The sequence below is a fragment of the Shewanella insulae genome, assembly GCF_009831655.1.
In the GTDB taxonomy this organism is placed as follows: Bacteria; Pseudomonadota; Gammaproteobacteria; order Enterobacterales; family Shewanellaceae; genus Shewanella; species Shewanella insulae.
The window spans coordinates 48369-65222 of the sequence record NZ_WRPA01000008.1 but is presented as its reverse complement, the minus strand read 5'-3'; the positions used below and the strand labels follow the sequence as shown (position 1 = coordinate 65222).

At 53.5% G+C, this 16854-nt stretch carries 16 protein-coding genes; 9 read left to right on the top strand and 7 right to left on the bottom strand.

Features of this window, described 5'->3' with window-relative positions:
- The first annotated feature begins 1 nt into the window (after position 1).
- The 6 genes from GNT65_RS10355 to GNT65_RS10330 all read left to right on the top strand — a co-directional run bounded on the left by GNT65_RS10355 (position 2) and on the right by GNT65_RS10330 (position 6221).
- Positions 2 to 388, top strand: a complete 387-nt coding sequence (locus GNT65_RS10355) for a VOC family protein (protein WP_160795910.1) — start codon at positions 2 to 4, stop codon at positions 386 to 388.
- Positions 389 to 462: 74 nt separating this feature from the next.
- Positions 463 to 1173 (top strand): SIMPL domain-containing protein, encoded by a 711-nt coding sequence (locus GNT65_RS10350; RefSeq protein WP_160795908.1) that lies wholly within the window; start codon positions 463 to 465, stop codon positions 1171 to 1173.
- A gap of 115 nt (positions 1174 to 1288) precedes the next feature.
- Positions 1289 to 2305 (top strand): efflux RND transporter periplasmic adaptor subunit, encoded by a 1017-nt coding sequence (locus tag GNT65_RS10345; RefSeq protein WP_160795906.1) that lies wholly within the window; start codon positions 1289 to 1291, stop codon positions 2303 to 2305.
- A gap of 30 nt (positions 2306 to 2335) precedes the next feature.
- Complete coding sequence (locus GNT65_RS10340; RefSeq protein ID WP_160795904.1) at positions 2336 to 5590, top strand: efflux RND transporter permease subunit; 3255 nt, start codon at positions 2336 to 2338, stop codon at positions 5588 to 5590.
- 11 nt (positions 5591 to 5601) lie between these two features.
- The gene (locus GNT65_RS10335; protein WP_160795902.1) at positions 5602 to 5814 is read left to right on the top strand and encodes a YgaP family membrane protein; all 213 of its coding nucleotides are present in this window, start codon (positions 5602 to 5604) and stop codon (positions 5812 to 5814) included.
- A 92-nt stretch (positions 5815 to 5906) separates the two neighbouring features.
- Positions 5907 to 6221, top strand: a complete 315-nt coding sequence (locus GNT65_RS10330; RefSeq protein WP_420853516.1) for a rhodanese-like domain-containing protein — start codon at positions 5907 to 5909, stop codon at positions 6219 to 6221.
- Positions 6222 to 6405: 184 nt separating this feature from the next.
- Here the strand turns inward: GNT65_RS10330 and GNT65_RS10325 are convergent, their stop codons facing one another.
- The gene (locus GNT65_RS10325) at positions 6406 to 6573 is read right to left on the bottom strand and encodes a hypothetical protein (protein WP_160795900.1); all 168 of its coding nucleotides are present in this window, start codon (positions 6571 to 6573) and stop codon (positions 6406 to 6408) included.
- 469 nt (positions 6574 to 7042) lie between these two features.
- Between GNT65_RS10325 and GNT65_RS10320 the strand changes: the two genes are divergently transcribed.
- The 3 genes from GNT65_RS10320 (at position 7043) to GNT65_RS10310 (ending at position 10528) form a co-directional block, all read left to right on the top strand.
- Positions 7043 to 9454, top strand: coding sequence for a S8 family serine peptidase (locus GNT65_RS10320; protein WP_160795898.1), 2412 nt, complete (start codon positions 7043 to 7045; stop codon positions 9452 to 9454).
- A 101-nt stretch (positions 9455 to 9555) separates the two neighbouring features.
- Positions 9556 to 9906 (top strand): VF530 family protein, encoded by a 351-nt coding sequence (locus GNT65_RS10315; protein WP_160795896.1) that lies wholly within the window; start codon positions 9556 to 9558, stop codon positions 9904 to 9906.
- Positions 9907 to 10054: 148 nt separating this feature from the next.
- Positions 10055 to 10528: a hypothetical protein gene (locus tag GNT65_RS10310; RefSeq protein WP_160795894.1), complete on the top strand. Its 474-nt coding sequence runs from the start codon at positions 10055 to 10057 to the stop codon at positions 10526 to 10528.
- 150 nt (positions 10529 to 10678) lie between these two features.
- On the opposite strand, the gene ribA is transcribed toward GNT65_RS10310, so the two are convergent.
- The 6 genes from ribA to rssA form a co-directional block, all read right to left on the bottom strand.
- Positions 10679 to 11296 carry a GTP cyclohydrolase II gene (ribA, locus tag GNT65_RS10305; protein ID WP_160795892.1) on the bottom strand — a complete coding sequence of 206 codons (618 nt, stop codon included), beginning with the start codon at positions 11294 to 11296 and terminating at the stop codon, positions 10679 to 10681.
- A 237-nt stretch (positions 11297 to 11533) separates the two neighbouring features.
- Positions 11534 to 11890 carry a YibL family ribosome-associated protein gene (locus tag GNT65_RS10300; RefSeq protein ID WP_160795890.1) on the bottom strand — a complete coding sequence of 119 codons (357 nt, stop codon included), beginning with the start codon at positions 11888 to 11890 and terminating at the stop codon, positions 11534 to 11536.
- A gap of 151 nt (positions 11891 to 12041) precedes the next feature.
- Positions 12042 to 12521, bottom strand: a complete 480-nt coding sequence (gene nrdG / locus GNT65_RS10295) for an anaerobic ribonucleoside-triphosphate reductase-activating protein (RefSeq protein WP_160795888.1) — start codon at positions 12519 to 12521, stop codon at positions 12042 to 12044.
- 123 nt (positions 12522 to 12644) lie between these two features.
- Positions 12645 to 14762, bottom strand: coding sequence for an anaerobic ribonucleoside-triphosphate reductase (gene nrdD / locus GNT65_RS10290; protein ID WP_160795886.1), 2118 nt, complete (start codon positions 14760 to 14762; stop codon positions 12645 to 12647).
- A gap of 250 nt (positions 14763 to 15012) precedes the next feature.
- Positions 15013 to 15735 carry a hypothetical protein gene (locus GNT65_RS10285; protein ID WP_160795884.1) on the bottom strand — a complete coding sequence of 241 codons (723 nt, stop codon included), beginning with the start codon at positions 15733 to 15735 and terminating at the stop codon, positions 15013 to 15015.
- Between the two features lie 85 nt (positions 15736 to 15820).
- Positions 15821 to 16768, bottom strand: coding sequence for a patatin-like phospholipase RssA (gene rssA, locus GNT65_RS10280; RefSeq protein ID WP_160795882.1), 948 nt, complete (start codon positions 16766 to 16768; stop codon positions 15821 to 15823).
- Between the last annotated feature and the right edge of the window lie 86 nt (positions 16769 to 16854).

The following is a 16854-nucleotide window of genomic DNA, read 5'->3' as shown; positions in this document are numbered from 1 at the left end:
GATGGCAAAGGTAATTGGTTTAGGCGGCATATTTTTCAAGAGTGATAACCCCAAACAACTCGCACAGTGGTACAAGACCTACCTACAGGTACCGGTAGAGGCGTGGGGCGGCGCAGCATTCTATCTCGATAACCTGATACCTATGGCCGCCGGTGGTTATAGCGTCTGGACCCCCATGGGAAAAGATACCGACTATCTGCACCCCTCTAGCAAAGAATTTATGTTTAACCTGATCGTCGATGATCTCAACGAGGCTCTCTCTCAGGTGGCCGAAGGCGGCGCCGAGCTTATCGCAGAAACCGAGGACTCAGAGTTCGGCCGTTTCGGCTGGTTTATAGACCCCGACGGCAACAAGGTGGAACTCTGGCAACCCAGCAATAAAATCTAAAAGCTATTCCGCTGGAAAACCTAATAAAACAGGCATATGCTGGCCTTACCTCAAAGCAACCCGGACGCTTACCCATGCAAAAATCTCTGGCAAGTATTCTCTTAGGCGGCTTCATCTGCGCCGGTCTCTATCTATTAGGCACTAGTCTGGGCGACAGCATCATCAAGATGCGCGCCATGGAAAGAACCGTAACGGTCAAGGGCCTCGCCGAAGTCGAAGTTAAGGCCGATACAGCCATCTGGCCCATCCGCTTCACCCAGGTCGATAATGATCTCAACACCCTCTATCAGGAGGTACAGAGCAAGACGGATAAGGTGATCGCATTCCTCATCAAACAAGGCTTTACGCAAGATGAGATCTCCAGCTCCCTCCCCTCCATCGAAGACAGGCAGGCCCAGGGCTATGTCGATCCTAACGTCAAGTACCGCTACGCGGCGCAGGTCACAGTGTCCCTCTACACTAAGCGGGTGGATCTGCTACTGGGCACTCAGCGTAACCTTATTGAGCTGGCCAAGGAAGGAATCGCCATCTCCAATCAGGATTACAACGGCCGCACCGAATTCCTCTTCACCGGCTTGAATACACTCAAGCCACAGATGGTGCAGACGGCGACGGAAAATGCCCGTCAAACCGCCGAGAAGTTTGCCAAGGATTCCGCCTCGCAACTTGGCAAGATTAAACAGGCGTCTCAGGGGCAATTTACCATCAGCAATCGTGATAGCAACACGCCCAGCATCAAGAAAGTCAGAGTGGTTTCGACCCTGACCTACTATTTAAACGATTAGTTTTAAAGGGGGCAAAGGATTTTCGCCCCTTCAATCGCATTTTTCTAATAAAAGATTGCACAAGCTTAAAAAGTCCATTAGAATTTTCTTATGAAGTTTTAAGAGGTGATCTTCCATGCAAGTACAACACGCATTTTCCATCGGCATTCTGCTGTCGCTCGTCAGCCTGATATCAGGTGCCAACGAGCTCCCCACCATGACGCTGGCCAAACAATCTCAGCCCCAGTGGATCACCTTAGATGCGCAGCTCGAGGCGGTGAAGTCGGCCACTGTGTCGGCGCAAACCTCGGGCCGCATCATCAAGATCAATTATGATGTTAACGACATAGTGCCCCAGGGCGCCTCACTACTGGAGATCACCAGTAAGGCCCAAGGCGCCGAGTTAGCGGCCGCCGAGGCCGACTTTGCCCGCGCCCAGGCCCAAAACGAAGAGGCGCAAAAACAGCGTAAGCGTTACGAGAAGCTGTTCCCCCAAGGCGCCATCTCCCAGGGGGATATGGATCAAGCCATCGCCAACGCCCGCGCCTCGGCCCAGGCCGTCAGTGCCGCTAGGGCTCGTATCATTCAGGCAAACGAGTCTCTGCAATACACCACGGTAAATGCGCCCTTTGCCGGCGTGGTCACCAAACGCCATGTGGAAGTGGGTGAAACCGTATCACCGGGACAGCCCCTGCTGAGCGGCTTTGCCACCGAACATATGCGCGCCGTCACCCATGTGCCCCTGCGTTACATAGACGCACTGCGCGCCAACCCTAAGATGAAGCTAGTGCTGACCAACGGTAAGGAGCTAGAGTCGGACGCCCTGACCATCTTCTCTTTCGCCGATGCCAAGAGCCACAGCTATAAGACGCGTATCGAACTGCCGCCTCAGGAACCCAACCTGATGCCCGGCATGTGGGTTAAGGCCAGCTTCAACGCCGGCGATCGAGAAACCCTGACCGTCCCTGAGTCTGCGGTGATCTACAGCAACGAACTGAGCGCGGTCTACCTGATGCAGAACAATCAGTTCATGCTTAATCAGGTGCGCCTAGGCAATAAGCAGGGCGATAGCTTCGAGGTGCTGTCAGGCCTGAGTGACGGCGACACTATCGCCGTCGACGCCTATCAAGTGCTGCTGAAGCTGAAACAATAGATCTGGTGATCGAATAGGAGCCCTATAGATATGAATCAGCAAGATCGACACCAAGATAATCAGTACAGCCCAAAGCATCTGGGATTTTCCGGGCGCCTGGCGGCCATGTTCCAGCTCAGTGCCATCACTCCCTTGCTGGCCCTGCTTGGCCTGCTGCTGGGTCTGTTCGCCGTCATGGTAACCCCCAAGGAGGAAGAGCCACAGATAGACGTCACCTTTGCCGATATCTACATCCCCTTTCCCGGCGCCACGCCGAGCGAGGTCGAGCACCTGGTGACCCAGCCCATGGAGGAGGTGATCTCACAGATCAAGGGGATAGACACTCTCTACTCCTTCTCCCAGCCGGACGGCGCGCTGATCATCGCCATTTTCGAGGTAGGGGTTCCCCGTAACGAGGCGATCGTCAAGCTCTACAATCAGGTCTATTCCAACAAGGACAAGGTCGCCAGCCAGGCAGGCGTGGGCGAGCCACAGATCAAGCCCCGCGGCATAGACGACGTGCCCATCGTCAGCCTGACCCTATGGTCGAAAGACAACACGCAATCCGCCGAGCAGCTGACCCATATCGCCAAGGGGCTGGAGAGTGAGCTGAAACGCATTCCGGGCACCCGTGAGATCTACAGTGTCGGCAGCCATGAGATCAGCCTCAACGTGCGGATCGATCCCGCTAAGATGAGCTTCTATGGCCTCACCTACGACGATATCAACCGTAGCCTGTCGAGCAATAACCATGTCTCTATGCCGGTATCTCTGGTACAGGACAATCAGGAGATCAAGGTTCAAACTGGGCAGTTTTTAAAATCTAAACAAGAGGTTGAGCAGCTGGTCGTCGCCGTCTATCAGGACGAATCGGGCCAGAGCGCCCCCGTGTACCTAGGCGACATCGCCAAGATTAGCCTCAACAGCGACATCCCGACTCAGCACGCCTGGCACGGCGATAAGTCGGCCATCTATCCTGCGGTCACCATCGCCATCGGTAAACAGCCGGGCGAGAACGCCGTGGATATCGCCAATGTGATCCTCGAGCGTCTGGACAAGATAGACAACATCCTGGTACCCGACGATGTGAACATCACCGTCTCACGAAACTATGGTAAGACGGCGGGCGACAAGGCCAACACCCTGATCCTCAAGCTGGTGTTTGCCACCTCGGCCGTGGTGATCTTGGTCTTCCTCACCATGGGGCTACGCGAGTCTGTGGTGGTGGGCATCGCCATCATCATCACCCTGGCAATCACCCTGTTCGCCTCCTGGGCCTGGGGCTTTACGCTCAACCGTATATCCCTGTTCGCCTTAATCTTCTCTATCGGTATTTTGGTGGATGACGCCATCGTAGTGGTGGAGAACATCCACAGGCACATGGCGTTGGGCAAACGCTCCTTCGTCGAGCTGATCCCCGTTGCCGTCGACGAGGTGGGCGGCCCCACCATATTGGCGACCTTTACCGTGATCGCCGCGCTGATGCCGATGGCCTTCGTCTCTGGCCTCATGGGCCCCTACATGAGCCCTATTCCCATCAACGCCAGCATGGGGATGCTGATCTCCCTGGCCATCGCCTTCATCGTCACCCCCTGGTTGGCCACTAAGCTGCTCAAGGGTCATCAACACCAAGGCGTTGACAGTGAACATGACGTGGACGATCGCATGCTGAGGCTGTTTACAAGGCTGATCTCCCCCTTCGTCAGAGGCAAGCAGGCCGGTAAGGCAAGGATTGGCCTGGGCGCCGCCATCGCCCTGCTGATCATGATCGCCGTCTCCCTGCCCGTAGGTCAGTTGGTGGTGCTCAAGATGCTGCCCTTCGATAATAAGTCGGAGTTTCAGGTGATGCTTGACATGCCAGAAGGCACACCGGTTGAGCAGACCCAGCGCGTACTCAAGGCACTCGCCCTAGAGCTGGATAAGGTCGAAGAGGTGGACAACTACCAACTCTATGCCGGCACCGCCGCGCCCATGAACTTTAACGGCCTGGTGCGTCACTACTTCCTCAGACAGAGTCAGGAGCTCGGCGACATTCAGGTCAATTTAGTCGATAAAGGCAATCGCAACAGAGACAGCCATAGCATTGCATCAGCAGTACGTGAAGCACTGCAAGCCACCGCCAAGCAATACAATGCCAACGTCAAGGTAGTCGAAGTCCCCCCAGGCCCACCTGTGTGGTCGCCAATTCTGGCCGAGGTCTATGGCCCTAACGCCGAGATGCGTGAAACCGCCGCCAGAGCACTGCAGCAGCTATTTCACGACACCCAGGATGTGGTGGATATAGACATCTACCTGCCGGCCGCACAGCAGAAATGGCAGGTCAATATCGACCGCGCCAAGGCCAGCCTGATGGGTGTACCCTACAGCAATATCGTCGATCTGGTGGCCACCTCGGTGGGCGGCAAGGCGGTGAGCTACCTGCACAAGCCTAATCAGAAATCGCCTGTGCCTATCAAGCTTCAGCTGGAGGAAGGCGCCAAGGTGGATCTCGAGCAGGTGCTCAACCTCAGGCTCACCAACGCATCGGGTAACTCTGTGCCAGTCTCCGAGCTGATCACCATACACAAGCGGGCCATAGACGCGCCTATCATACGCAAGAACATGATCCCTATGATCATGGTGGTGGCCGACATGGCAGGCCCACTGGACAGCCCACTCTATGGCATGTTCGAGATCGCCGGCAGCATCAATCAAGAGGGTGGTCTGGGTTTCGATCAGCACTATGTTAACCAGCCTTCTGGACTGGACAGCATCGCCGTGCTCTGGGACGGGGAGTGGAAGATCACCTATGAGACCTTCAGAGACATGGGTATCGCCTATGGCGTGGGTATGATCGCCATCTACCTCCTTGTGGTGGGTCAGTTCCGCTCCTACAGCGTGCCACTGATCATCATGGCGCCCATTCCGCTCACCATCATAGGGGTGATGCCGGGTCATGCCCTGCTGGGTGCGCAATTTACCGCCACCTCTATGATAGGCATGATCGCCCTGGCGGGGATTATCGTGCGTAACTCCATCCTCTTGGTGGACTTTATTAACCAGGAAACCGCCGCGGGCGTGCCCTTCGAGCAGGCGGTGATCCACTCTGGCGCCGTCAGGGCCAAGCCCATCATGCTGACCGGACTGGCCGCCATGATAGGAGCCCTATTCATCTTAGATGATCCGATCTTCAACGGCCTGGCCATCAGTCTTATCTTCGGCATCTTGGTTTCAACCCTGTTAACCCTGGTGGTGATCCCCGTGCTCTATTACGCCGTGATGCGTCACCGCCCCGAATACTTTGCCGCGGTTAATCCGCAATCTTAAGGAGATACAGTATGTCTGTCGAACGTAGTATTTTCGCCTTTGCAGGCTTTATGGTCATCTTGTCTTTGCTGCTCACGACCTTTGTCCACCCTAATTTTATCTGGCTAACGGCTTTTGTAGGCGCTAATCTATTTCAAAGCGCCTTTACCGGCTTCTGTCCGGCCGCCATGTTAATGAAGAAGATGGGGATCAAGACTGAAGCGGAATTGGCCCGCATGAAATAACTCACAGATCACAAGGAGCCAACGTGAGACAAGCCAATAAGATGCTACCCAAATCAATCATAAGCCTGATGGCGCTGCTATTTGTCGCCATCATGGGCCTGTCGGCGCCAAGCTATGGCGAAGAGAAAAACCCTAAGGTTGCCTGGGAGCATATACAGCAAGGGGCCATGGTCGTTGATGTCAGAACCCCGGAGGAGTTTGCCGAGGGGCATCTAGAGAACGCGATTAATATTCCCTTCGAAATCATTGCCGAAGAGTTTACCAAGCAAGGCATCGCCAAAGATCAATCTGTGGTGCTCTATTGTCGCAGCGGCCGTCGTAGCGGTATCGCCCAGGAGAGCCTGGTAAAACTCGGCTACAGCAACACCTATAATGGCGGCGGCTACCAGAGCCTGGCTAAGCACTAGGAGAAGATGAGCTAAAGGCTCAGAAACCTTAAACCGACTAAGGCACCCCAAGGTGCCTTTTTCATTGGCTGCCTTTTTCATTAGGTACCTTTTCTTTAACGACCTTTTTCGTCTATTCGTTACTTGCCGCGACAACAGGGTTCAGGCGCCCTTATTGGCTCAACCTATACTCAGCCGGCTCATGCTAGCGCGGCGACAAAGTCCACTGACTATTCACTAACAGACGATCCGCTAGCAGACTATCTACTACCAGACGATCCACTACCAGACGATCCACTACCAGACGATCCACTACCAGACGATCCACTACCAGACGATCCACTACCAGACGATCCACTACTAGACGGTACACCAGACACTTCTGAAACTTACAGCATACCTAACCATTAAAAATGGCTATAAAGCCAACTGCTATGGAGCACCACGATTGTTACAATTGCAACAACATATAACTATTAGCTATATGTTATTACAATTATGGAATATCAATTAATTAATAATTACAAAAACTTATAAATTAAGGTCAATTTCCCGTCGCATGCTTACAGGCGACACCCAAAGAAAATAAACAGTCTGAAAATTCGAATAAATACTCAAAAACACACTGTCTTTACGATAATACAATCGTATTCAATGAATAGCCTGTGCATAAAAATTCGATTGCATACAATTATTTTTTGCCCTCCCAACGGGTTAACACCTTATTTACAAATGTGTCACCAACAGATAGATTCACTGTCGAGTAACGCATATGGTGGCGGTCATGCTGCTATGCACTCCAATAATAATTATTAATTCTAACTTTTAAAATGGAAGACAATATGACAGTTAAAAAGACAACTGCGGTCGCTATGTCTTTGTCTGCACTTGCCCTGGCAATTGCAGCAAACGTCAATGCAGCGCCGACGAAAGGACTCCACCTTCAGGCTGATAATGCCCGTATCAATCAAGCATCTCCCCTGCCTAAGCGCTATATCGTCAAGTTTAAGAATGCCCAGGCTGCCGCACAGGCCGATGCCAACAACCTGAATGAGTATCAACCAAGAGCCAACGAAGTCTTCTCTCAGCACAGAGCACTGAACAGCGTGAAGGCCAAGCAGATGAAGCGTATCGGTCGCTCAAACGCTTACTCGGCGCAGCTGGACAATAATGGGGTTAAGGCTCTGAAATTGCGCGCCGATGTGGATTACGTCGAAGAAGATGTGCCACGCCGTCTGCTGAGCGAAACCACGCCTTGGGGTCAAACCTTTGTGGGTGCCACCAGCCTGAGCGACAGCATGGCTGGCAACCGCACCATCTGTATTATCGACTCGGGTTACGATCGTAGCCACAGCGAGCTGAGTGGCAACAATGTGACTGGTACCAACAACTCAGGTACAGGCAACTGGTATGAGCCAGGTGCCCACAACGCCCACGGTACTCACGTAGCGGGCACCATCGCCGCTATCGCTAACAGCGACGGCGTGGTCGGTGTGATGCCAAACCAGAACGCCAACATCCACGTGGTGAAGGTGTTTAACTCTGACGGTTGGGGCTACTCCTCTTCATTGGTATCGGCGGTTGACACCTGTGTGAACAACGGCGCCAACGTAGTTACCATGTCTCTGGGTGGCTCTCAATCAACCACCACAGAGAAAAACGCCCTAGCGGCTCACGCCAACAACGGCGTTCTGCTGATCGCCGCCGCGGGTAATGACGGTAACAACACCCACAGCTACCCTGCATCATACGATGCCGTTATGTCAGTAGCTGCGGTCGATAACAATAAAGATCACGCCGCCTTCTCTCAGTACACCAATCAGGTGGAGATCTCGGGTCCGGGTGAAGCTATCCTATCAACCGTTACACTGGGTGAAGGTCGCCTGGCTAACATCACAGCAGGTGGTCAGTCATACTTCGATAATGGCGTAGTCCCCCATAACCGCTATGTGAAAGACAGCAGCGGCAACTATGTTGGCACCCCAATCTCTGGTTCTGTCACTGCCGAGCTGGCCGAATGTAGCGTATCGGGCGGTGTCTTTAACTGTGGCGACATGACAGGCAAAGTCTGTCTGGTTGAGCGTGTTGGTAACCAAGGTGCCAGCTACCCAGAGATCGATGCGGTGAAGGCATGTAACAACGCCGGCGCCCAAGCAGCCATAGTGTTCAGTAACACTGCGCTGCCAGGTCTGCAAAACCCCTTCCTGGTTGACACCAACAACGAAGCTCCAATGGTTTCGGTATCTGTCGACCGCACCACAGGTCAGGCACTACGTGCTCACCTAGGCACAAACGTCACAGTAGCCAACACCGATGGTGAAGACTACGAGTACTACAATGGTACCTCTATGGCGACACCACACGTATCGGGTGTTGCTACCTTGGTATGGAGCTATCATCCAGAGTGTAGCGCCGCTCAGGTGCGTGCCGCACTGACTGCAACGGCTGAAGATCTCGATGTTGCCGGTCGCGACGACAAGACAGGTTATGGTCTGGTTGACGCGGTTGCTGCCAAAGAGTACCTAGATGCCTCTTGTAACGGCCCAACCGATCCGGGAACAGGTAGCGGCGATAACGTGCTGGAAAATGGCGTGGCTAAGACCAACCTGACTGGCGTGAAAGGTGACGAGCTACACTTCTCAATCGAAGTACCTGCTGGTGCCAGCGATCTGAACTTTGCCATGAGCGGCGGTACAGGCGATGCTGACCTTTACATGCAGTACGGCGCCGCGCCTACCCTGAGCAGCTACGACTGTCGTCCATGGAAAGGCGGTAACAGCGAGTCTTGCCCTGTGAGCACACCACAGGCGGGGACCTACTATGTGATGGTACAAGGTTACAGCGACTTTAGCGGTGTCAGCCTGACGGCCAGCTACACAGAGCAGAGCTCTGGCGGTAGCACGGGCGGCGCAGCCACCTACACCAACAACACCGGCTATGCGATTCCAGACAATGATCCAGCAGGCATCAGCAGCCCAATCGATGTGACTCGCAGCGGCGACTCAGGCACGGTAACGGTAACGGTTAACATTACCCACACCTACATCGGCGATCTGCAGGTCGAACTGCACAGCCCAAGTGGCCAGGTAGCCGTGCTACATGACAACAGCGGCGGCAGCGCTGACAACATCATCAAGAGCTACACAGTCGACATGTCTGGCGTTGAATCTGCCGGCACCTGGACACTGAAGGCCGTAGATAGCGCCCGTCGCGACACCGGCACTATCGATGCGTGGCAGCTTAGCTTCCAGTAAAGGCATCATTTAAACAGGGGACCTCAAGGTCCCCTTTTTTTATCGAACACGTCTCGGGTATCTTGGTATAATAAGGCAAATTTGTTTAATCAAGCATCACCATGACTCAGGCGAATAACCCACTACACGGCATCAAACTCGAAGCCCTACTCACAGACCTCGTCGACCACTACGGCTGGGAGGAGCTGGGCAGACGCATCGACATACGCTGTTTCAACCACGACCCCTCCATCAAGTCCAGCCTCAAGTTCCTGCGTAAGACCCAGTGGGCCAGGGAAAAGGTGGAGCGCCTCTACCTCAAGATGATCGGCGAGCCTATCCCTGCGCACCTGCGCGGCGATGCCGGCCGTCCTATCGAATCGACTCAGCCTAAACGCAACACCAACGACAAAGCGGAAAAAACGAGCACTAGCGGCGTCAATCAACACATTTGGGGTAAATCTGACGACTAAGTCAGTTGATCTCACTGAATTTGCGAGCCAGCTCAGATAAATAGCGCCAAAACCCGCTTAAGCTCCTACTCAGCCTGCCGATAGCTATGTTAGGCCACTCTTCATCCTAATTATTTAGGTCTACCCAGTAACAAGGAAGGTTAAGCAGATGAATGTGAACGGTATAAACCCCTTTGAGACCCAGATTCTTGGCCCCCAGAGCCTGAGCTCTCTCGATGTACGCGACCCCAATGCGCCCGAGGCGGCTCAACAACCAACTCAAAGCGACAGTGAACAAGCTCAGTTAAGCGGCGACAGGGTCAGCCTGTCTGAGGCTGGGCGTAAGGCCCTCGCCGACGCGACCGGCAAGTCGCTGCACAATAGCGAAGCCGCCAAGACGGATAAGGCGCGTAAGGCTGAGGAGACAGAAGAGGATGAAAACCTCTCCGAGATCGACAAGAAGATCAAAGAATTGAAACAGAAACTCGAAGAGTTACGACTGGAACTACAGGCGTTGCAGGGGGATGATTCCGACGCCGCCGAGCTCGAGCGTAAGCGGCTGCAAGATCAGATAGCCATCACCACCAATCAGCTAATGGCATTGCTAAAAGCCAAGGAGAAACAGGTTCAACCCAGAGAGTAGTTATTGGCAAGATAGCTAAAATAGCTAAATAAGCAGAGTAGCAGCGAGTATTCAAGCCGTGGTGACACATTAAGGTCACCACGGCGCTAACTCATATTTAAGAGTTACACCAGAGCCTGTGCCGTGAACTTAACCAAGGCATAAGCTGAGTTAGCCTTGGTGCTCTTCGTTAAAGTGATATTCAGACATCATGTGCCCCAGCTCGGTGGACTTGGTCTTCAGATAGGCCTCGTTATAACGATTCTTACCTACCTGCAGTGGCACACGCTCGATAACCGCTATGCCCAGCTCCTTCATCGCCTTGACCTTGCGGGGGTTATTGGTCATCAGCTTCACCTGCTGTACACCAATCTTCTCCAGCATGGGCTTGATCATGTCGTATTTGCGCATATCGGCGGCAAAGCCCAGACGCTCATTGGCTTCTACCGTATTGGCACCTTGATCCTGCAGTTCATAGGCACGGATCTTATTGAGCAGACCGATACCACGGCCTTCCTGACGCAGATAGAGAATAAATCCCTGCCCCGCCTCGGCAATATTTTGCATCGCGGTTTGTAGCTGAAAACCACAGTCACAACGCAGACTAAACAACGCATCGCCGGTCAGACACTCTGAATGAATTCTACCCAACATGGGCTGGCTCGCATCTAACTCGCCAAAGGTGAGCGCCACGTGCTCTTTGCCCGTCTCTGTATCTTCGAAACCATGCATGGCAAACACTCCCCAAGGGGTGGGAAGTTTAGAGGTGGCGACATACTTAATCGACATGAAATAACCTTTACAACTCGCTCTGTCTGAGATGCGAATGAAAAATGAAAACCAGGTGGAGGGACTCTCCCCTTTCTCAGACCGAGCATTCTATGTGTTTTTGCCTAACAGTGAAATACCCGAGTGTTGAAATCGGTTATTGCTTCACCGCAACCACTTTGGCCTATTAGGATACGCGCTGACTGGCGGCAAGGCTATGAAGTCGCTCACGCCGCCATCAAAATTCTCTCCCTTAAATTAAAAGGCCTTAGGCGCGTATCCGGTCACCTGAGTCAAACCCATCTGACGCCCGAGCGCCGTCATGGGATGAACCACCACTAATCCCTTCACCGCACGCTTGAGCTTACCCATGTCAGCCTGTTCGGCCTTGGTCAACACGCGGCTAAAGGCAAGTTCGCTCAGTTCGCTACCGCGTTTGTTCAATTGACGGCTCTGCTGCTGTTTGACATGGGTAATTTGCTTAGTTACCGCATTGATCTCTTGCTTAAATTGCAAAATCACCGCCTGATCGCCACGCTTCTCAGCCGCATCCAATTTACGACGATACTTGTCGAGACGATCGTTTAACTGCTGTAACTCTTGCTTTAAATTCATTAACTTGCCTTAAAAATCTAGCGAATACACAGAGACAACCTAGATAAAAATAGGCTGCATCCGTAAGATTGGCGAACATTATACCACTATTGAGGAAGGTGCAGACAAGTCATCTAGCCCCGGATGCGTTCTAGACCAATGTCAGCTGCCGCTATGGTCGGCTCGTTTTAGTAAGGTAATGGATCACCTGATTGCTACTGCCGCGAAACACCAGGCTAGGATCGGCCAGCGACTGCTCAAACTTACCATCAACCAGGACGTCCACATAGGCAACCACGGTTCGCTGAGCCGGACTCAACTCCCCTAAGGTATAGCCTGTCCATAGCCAGATATCCTTGCCCTGACACTCCTCCTTTACCCGCTTAACCAGCGTCAGGATAGCGTCCAGATTGCCCGGATGCAGTGGATCGCCGCCAGAGAGCGACAGGCCGCGACGCTTAACCCGGGTATCCTTGAGATCCTTGATCACCAGCTCAAGCATCAATTCATCGAACAGATGGCCCGAGCCAGGATTCCAGGTCGACTGGTTATAGCAGCCCCGACACTGATGCTCGCAGCCCGAGACAAACAGGGTCACACGAGTACCTGGGCCGTTAACGACGTCGATGGGAAAATACTGATGATAGTTCATGTGTCCCTCACGCAAAGATAGCAAGTGCCCTAGGGCGCCTGCTATCTTAGACTTAATTTATTGCATTGGCAGCACGGCTAAAAACTGCCTTTCGCCGCCGTTCCCGTATTAGAGGTGCTTCTGTTAGAGGTGCTTCACCCGGCGTTTAACCTCTTCCTGCTTACCATAGTTGAAGGGTCTGGCGTCCGGACTGCCCAGGTAGCCACACACCCTGCGTGTCACCGAGACCCGGCTCGGCTCATGGTTGCCACACTTAGGACAGGTAAAGCCCTTACTGGTACAGCTGAACTCACCGGTAAAGCCACAGTCGTAACACTCATCAATCGGCGTGTTGGTGCCATAGTAAGGCACTCGGCTATAGCTATAATCCCACACATCTTCCAGCGCCTCGATATTGTGCTGCATGTTGGGATATTCACCATAACAGATGAAGCCACCACTCGTCAGCGCCGGATAGGGTTGCTCAAAATCCAACTTATCGTATGGATTGACCTTCTTCTCTACATCCAGGTGGAAGCTGTTGGTGTAGTATCCGCGATCCGTTACCCCGTCGATCACCCCAAAGGCCTTGGTATCCAGCTTACAGAAGCGGCTACATAGGTTCTCACTCGGCGTGCTATAGAGGCTAAAGCCGTAGCCAGACTCCTCACGCCAACGCACGGTCGCCGCCTTGAGGTGTTCGATAATGGCGAGCGCCTTACCGCGCAGGGCCTGGTTGTCATATACATGAGTCTCGTTGCCATAGAGGGCATTGATGGTCTCATGCAGACCTATGTAGCCAAGGGAGATAGAGGCGCGACCATTCTTAAAGATGTCGCTAATCTCATCATCCGCGCGCAGACGTACGCCGCAGGCCCCCTCCATATAGAGGATAGGCGCGACCCTTGCCTTCACGCCTTGTAGGCGCTCGATGCGAGTGTCCAGGGCGCGGCGGGCCACCGCCAGACGCTCGTCGAGCAACTGATAGAAGCGTGTCTCGTCACCCTGGGCCTCGATGGCGATCCGCGGCAGGTTCAGGCTAACCACGCCCAGATTGTTACGCCCTTCGTGCACCAGCTCACCATCCTCTTCGTAGGTGCCGAGGAAGCTGCGGCAACCCATAGGGGTCTTAAAGGAACCTGTGACCTTTTCCACCTGCTCATAGTTGAGGATATCCGGATACATGCGCATCGACGCACACTTGAGCGCCATCTGCTTGATATCATAGTTACAGTCGCCAGCCTTATGGTTGATGCCGTCGCGAATAGCGAAGACCAACTTAGGGAAGACAGCCGTCTTACGGTTCTTACCCAGGCCTGTCATTCGTACCTTCATCATGGATGACTGAATAAGGCGTGACTCCCAGGAGGTACCCAGACCGAAGCCGAAGGTTACGAAAGGGGTCTGGCCGTTGGCGGTATGCAGGGTGTTAACCTCATACTCCAGCGACTGGAAGGCGTCGTGACACTCCTTCTCTGTCTGCGCGGTGGCAAAAGCCTTGGCATCTGTGATCCCCCAAGTCAACGCAACCTGATAGTGCTTGTCATAGCTCTTGGCAACGAAAGGTGCGAGCACCTCGTCGATACGGTTGATGGTAGTGCCGCCATAAATATGGCTCGCCACCTGGGCGATGATCTGCGCCGTCACCGCCGTGGCGGTGGAGATAGACTTAGGCGTCTCGATCTCGGCGTTACCCATCTTGAAACCATGGGTCAACATGCCGGCCAGATCGATCAGCATGCAGTTAAACATAGGGAAGAAAGGCGCATAGTCGAGATCGTGATAATGGATCTCACCCGATTCATGGGCCGCCACCACATCCTTTGGCAGAATATGGCGGGTGGCATAGTGTTTGGCCACGATACCCGCCAGCAGATCACGCTGGGTCGGGATCACCTTAGAGTCTTTGTTGGCGTTCTCGTTCAACAGCGAGGCATTACTCTGCTCCACTAACCCACGGATCTCACGGTTGAGGCGACTGCTCACCTCACGATGAATATCTCTGTCATGGCGATACTCGATATAGACTCTGGCAAGCTGCTTATAAGGACCTTCCATCAACTGGTTTTCGACCGCATCTTGCAGATCATGAATATCCACCTGCTCGAGCTCGGCCACCGACTGGCGCACTTTTAGGGCCACCTCAGTGGCATAGGCAACATCATCAATACCTGCCGAACTTGCTGCAGCAACTACTGCATCTCGAATCCTTGTTTCGTCAAAAGGCGTGCGGTAACCATCCCGCTTAATAACCACTGGCATTGTTTAATATCTCCTCAAGTAACGGCCAAATTAACACCATATATAGTGTTAATATAGACGATGAACACAATATGTAGCGCATTAAGCTACAAGTTAGACTCGAGTACCTTGATCCAGATCATTAATTTGCGGATGGAATTTTGTGACACAAGATTACTGCAAACTGGGCCACTTATCGTTAAAACTTGCCTTGACCCAGTCAGAAAAGGGAGCTAGATGCGGGATAAAAATGGGACAAACTGTGAATAAATTACGTAATTCCTTTAGATAGTGACAGATAACGCTGTAATTGCCCGGAAGCCTGTTGCGAACTTCCCGATGCGGCCGCCAGTTGCATGGTCGATTTCAGCCCCTGCCACATCGCCTTGTCGCCGCTGGTCAGGCCGCTATCTCCTTGAATTAGAACCGCGAGTTGCGCCGATACCCGCGCCGCCTTCTGGTTCAGACCATGGCTGTCCAGGCTATCCATCTGCTTAAGCACTGACTCGGCGTCATCGAGCATGGCAATCATCAGGCTATCAGGCTTACTCTCCTTGAGCTGCTCGCGCTGGCTGGCGATAAATTCGAGCAGGGAAGGCTGCTCCCCATTGCCCCTTGGGATATCAAATCCTGCCTGCCCCAATCGATTGAGCTGGTTTTCTGACAAGATGCCGTCCTGATGCAGACGCTGAATTAATTTGGGAATATCGCCGAGACCAAACTGTCCCTTGGAAAAGAAGTCCTTGGCCATCGCCTCTATTTTCTGGGCACGCTCGGCCCTGGGCGAGAGAAACACCGACTCCTGTGGGATCTCTGGGCCAGTGGTTTGCGCCTTGGAAGCTTGATTTGACAGCGTCACCCTGTCGCTGGCCGATGACCCATCGACATCGCGTGTGTCCTGAGCATGTGTATCTGGGCCGTGTGTGTTTTGGCCATAGCTATTGGCGATCAGATTGGCTTGTGAGCCATTAATGGCCTGGCTTACTGAATTCATTGTCAATTTTTCGACTACTGCAGAGAAATATTCAAGCAAGCAGCAAAAACCAGGCCAGAGATAAGCTCAGGCATTGATTAAAAAACTAGTGATTCTCCAGCTCATCGATATGGGCGCGAATTACATGGGCCACCTGTCTCACCGCCTCCTTTCCCGCCTCAATGGCTTCGCTGGCACGATGAAACTCCATGGTGCCAATTTCCATCACGTTAGGGGTGATCAGGATATCTGGCGGGTCCCCCATCAGACGCACCCGCTTATGACGCTGCTCCAGGATATCCATCGACTGAGACATCACCGCCAGCATGCCGGGCTCGCTACGATTACCGAGGGAGAACTTATCGGTCAGGCCACTGACATAGTCTCGTCCCCTGGCCAGTAGATCCATGAAACCGCTCTCCAACTCTTTCTCGGCCTTAATCTGCTCGGCCTGGCTGGGCTTCACATCGGAAGAGATGGCCACGGGCAGCTGTTGATGTCGGGTCTTCCTGTGGGCATTAAGATCCACGGCAATCACCAGGTCGACCCCCATGGCGCGGCTGACCGAGACGGGAACCGGATTGACCACGGCGCCATCCACCAGCCAGCGATCGCCGATACGGGCCGGCTGCAGGATCCCCGGCATGGAGCATGAGGCTCGTACCGCATGGCGCAGGTTCCCCTGCTTAAACCAGATCTCCTGGCCCGTATAGAGGTCGGTCGCCACCGCGGCAAAGGGCATCTGCATCTGTTCGATCTCAAGATCGCCTATATGCTGCTGCATCACGTCGAACACCTTCTCGCCGCCAATCAGCCCGCCCTTACGCCAGCTGAGATCCATCAGCCCCAAAACATCCCAGCTGGAGAAGCTGGTCACCCAATTCTCTAAATCCCCAAGATTGTCTTGCGCATAGGCGGCGCCCACCACGGCGCCGATAGAGCAGCCGGCAATCTTATTGGGAAATACCCCCATGCTTGCCAGCTCGTTAAGCACCCCAATGTGGGCCCATCCCTTCGCCGCACCACTGCCAAGTGCAATGCCGATATTCGCCATCTTCTCTTTTACTCTCCCTGAAACGCGAGCCGCTTGACTAAGTCATTTGACTAAGCCGTCTGACTAAGTCGCTTGAGCAAGCCGCG

Bases quoted from the DNA above. Each gene is read 5' to 3' on its own strand.
- GNT65_RS10330 (WP_420853516.1), top strand. From the start codon at position 5,907: ATGGGCCTGTCGGCGCCAAGCTATGGCGAAGAGAAAAACCCTAAGGTT.
- ribA (WP_160795892.1), bottom strand. From the start codon at position 11,296: ATGTCGATTAAGTATGTCGCCACCTCTAAACTTCCCACCCCTTGGGGA.
- GNT65_RS10350 (WP_160795908.1), top strand. From the start codon at position 463: ATGCAAAAATCTCTGGCAAGTATTCTCTTAGGCGGCTTCATCTGCGCC.
- GNT65_RS10285 (WP_160795884.1), bottom strand. From the start codon at position 15,735: ATGAATTCAGTAAGCCAGGCCATTAATGGCTCACAAGCCAATCTGATC.
- GNT65_RS10345 (WP_160795906.1), top strand. From the start codon at position 1,289: ATGCAAGTACAACACGCATTTTCCATCGGCATTCTGCTGTCGCTCGTC.
- GNT65_RS10315 (WP_160795896.1), top strand. From the start codon at position 9,556: ATGACTCAGGCGAATAACCCACTACACGGCATCAAACTCGAAGCCCTA.
- GNT65_RS10340 (WP_160795904.1), top strand. From the start codon at position 2,336: ATGAATCAGCAAGATCGACACCAAGATAATCAGTACAGCCCAAAGCAT.
- GNT65_RS10355 (WP_160795910.1), top strand. From the start codon at position 2: ATGGCAAAGGTAATTGGTTTAGGCGGCATATTTTTCAAGAGTGATAAC.
- GNT65_RS10310 (WP_160795894.1), top strand. From the start codon at position 10,055: ATGAATGTGAACGGTATAAACCCCTTTGAGACCCAGATTCTTGGCCCC.
- nrdD (WP_160795886.1), bottom strand. From the start codon at position 14,762: ATGCCAGTGGTTATTAAGCGGGATGGTTACCGCACGCCTTTTGACGAA.
- GNT65_RS10320 (WP_160795898.1), top strand. From the start codon at position 7,043: ATGACAGTTAAAAAGACAACTGCGGTCGCTATGTCTTTGTCTGCACTT.
- rssA (WP_160795882.1), bottom strand. From the start codon at position 16,768: ATGGCGAATATCGGCATTGCACTTGGCAGTGGTGCGGCGAAGGGATGG.
- GNT65_RS10335 (WP_160795902.1), top strand. From the start codon at position 5,602: ATGTCTGTCGAACGTAGTATTTTCGCCTTTGCAGGCTTTATGGTCATC.
- GNT65_RS10300 (WP_160795890.1), bottom strand. From the start codon at position 11,890: ATGAATTTAAAGCAAGAGTTACAGCAGTTAAACGATCGTCTCGACAAG.
- nrdG (WP_160795888.1), bottom strand. From the start codon at position 12,521: ATGAACTATCATCAGTATTTTCCCATCGACGTCGTTAACGGCCCAGGT.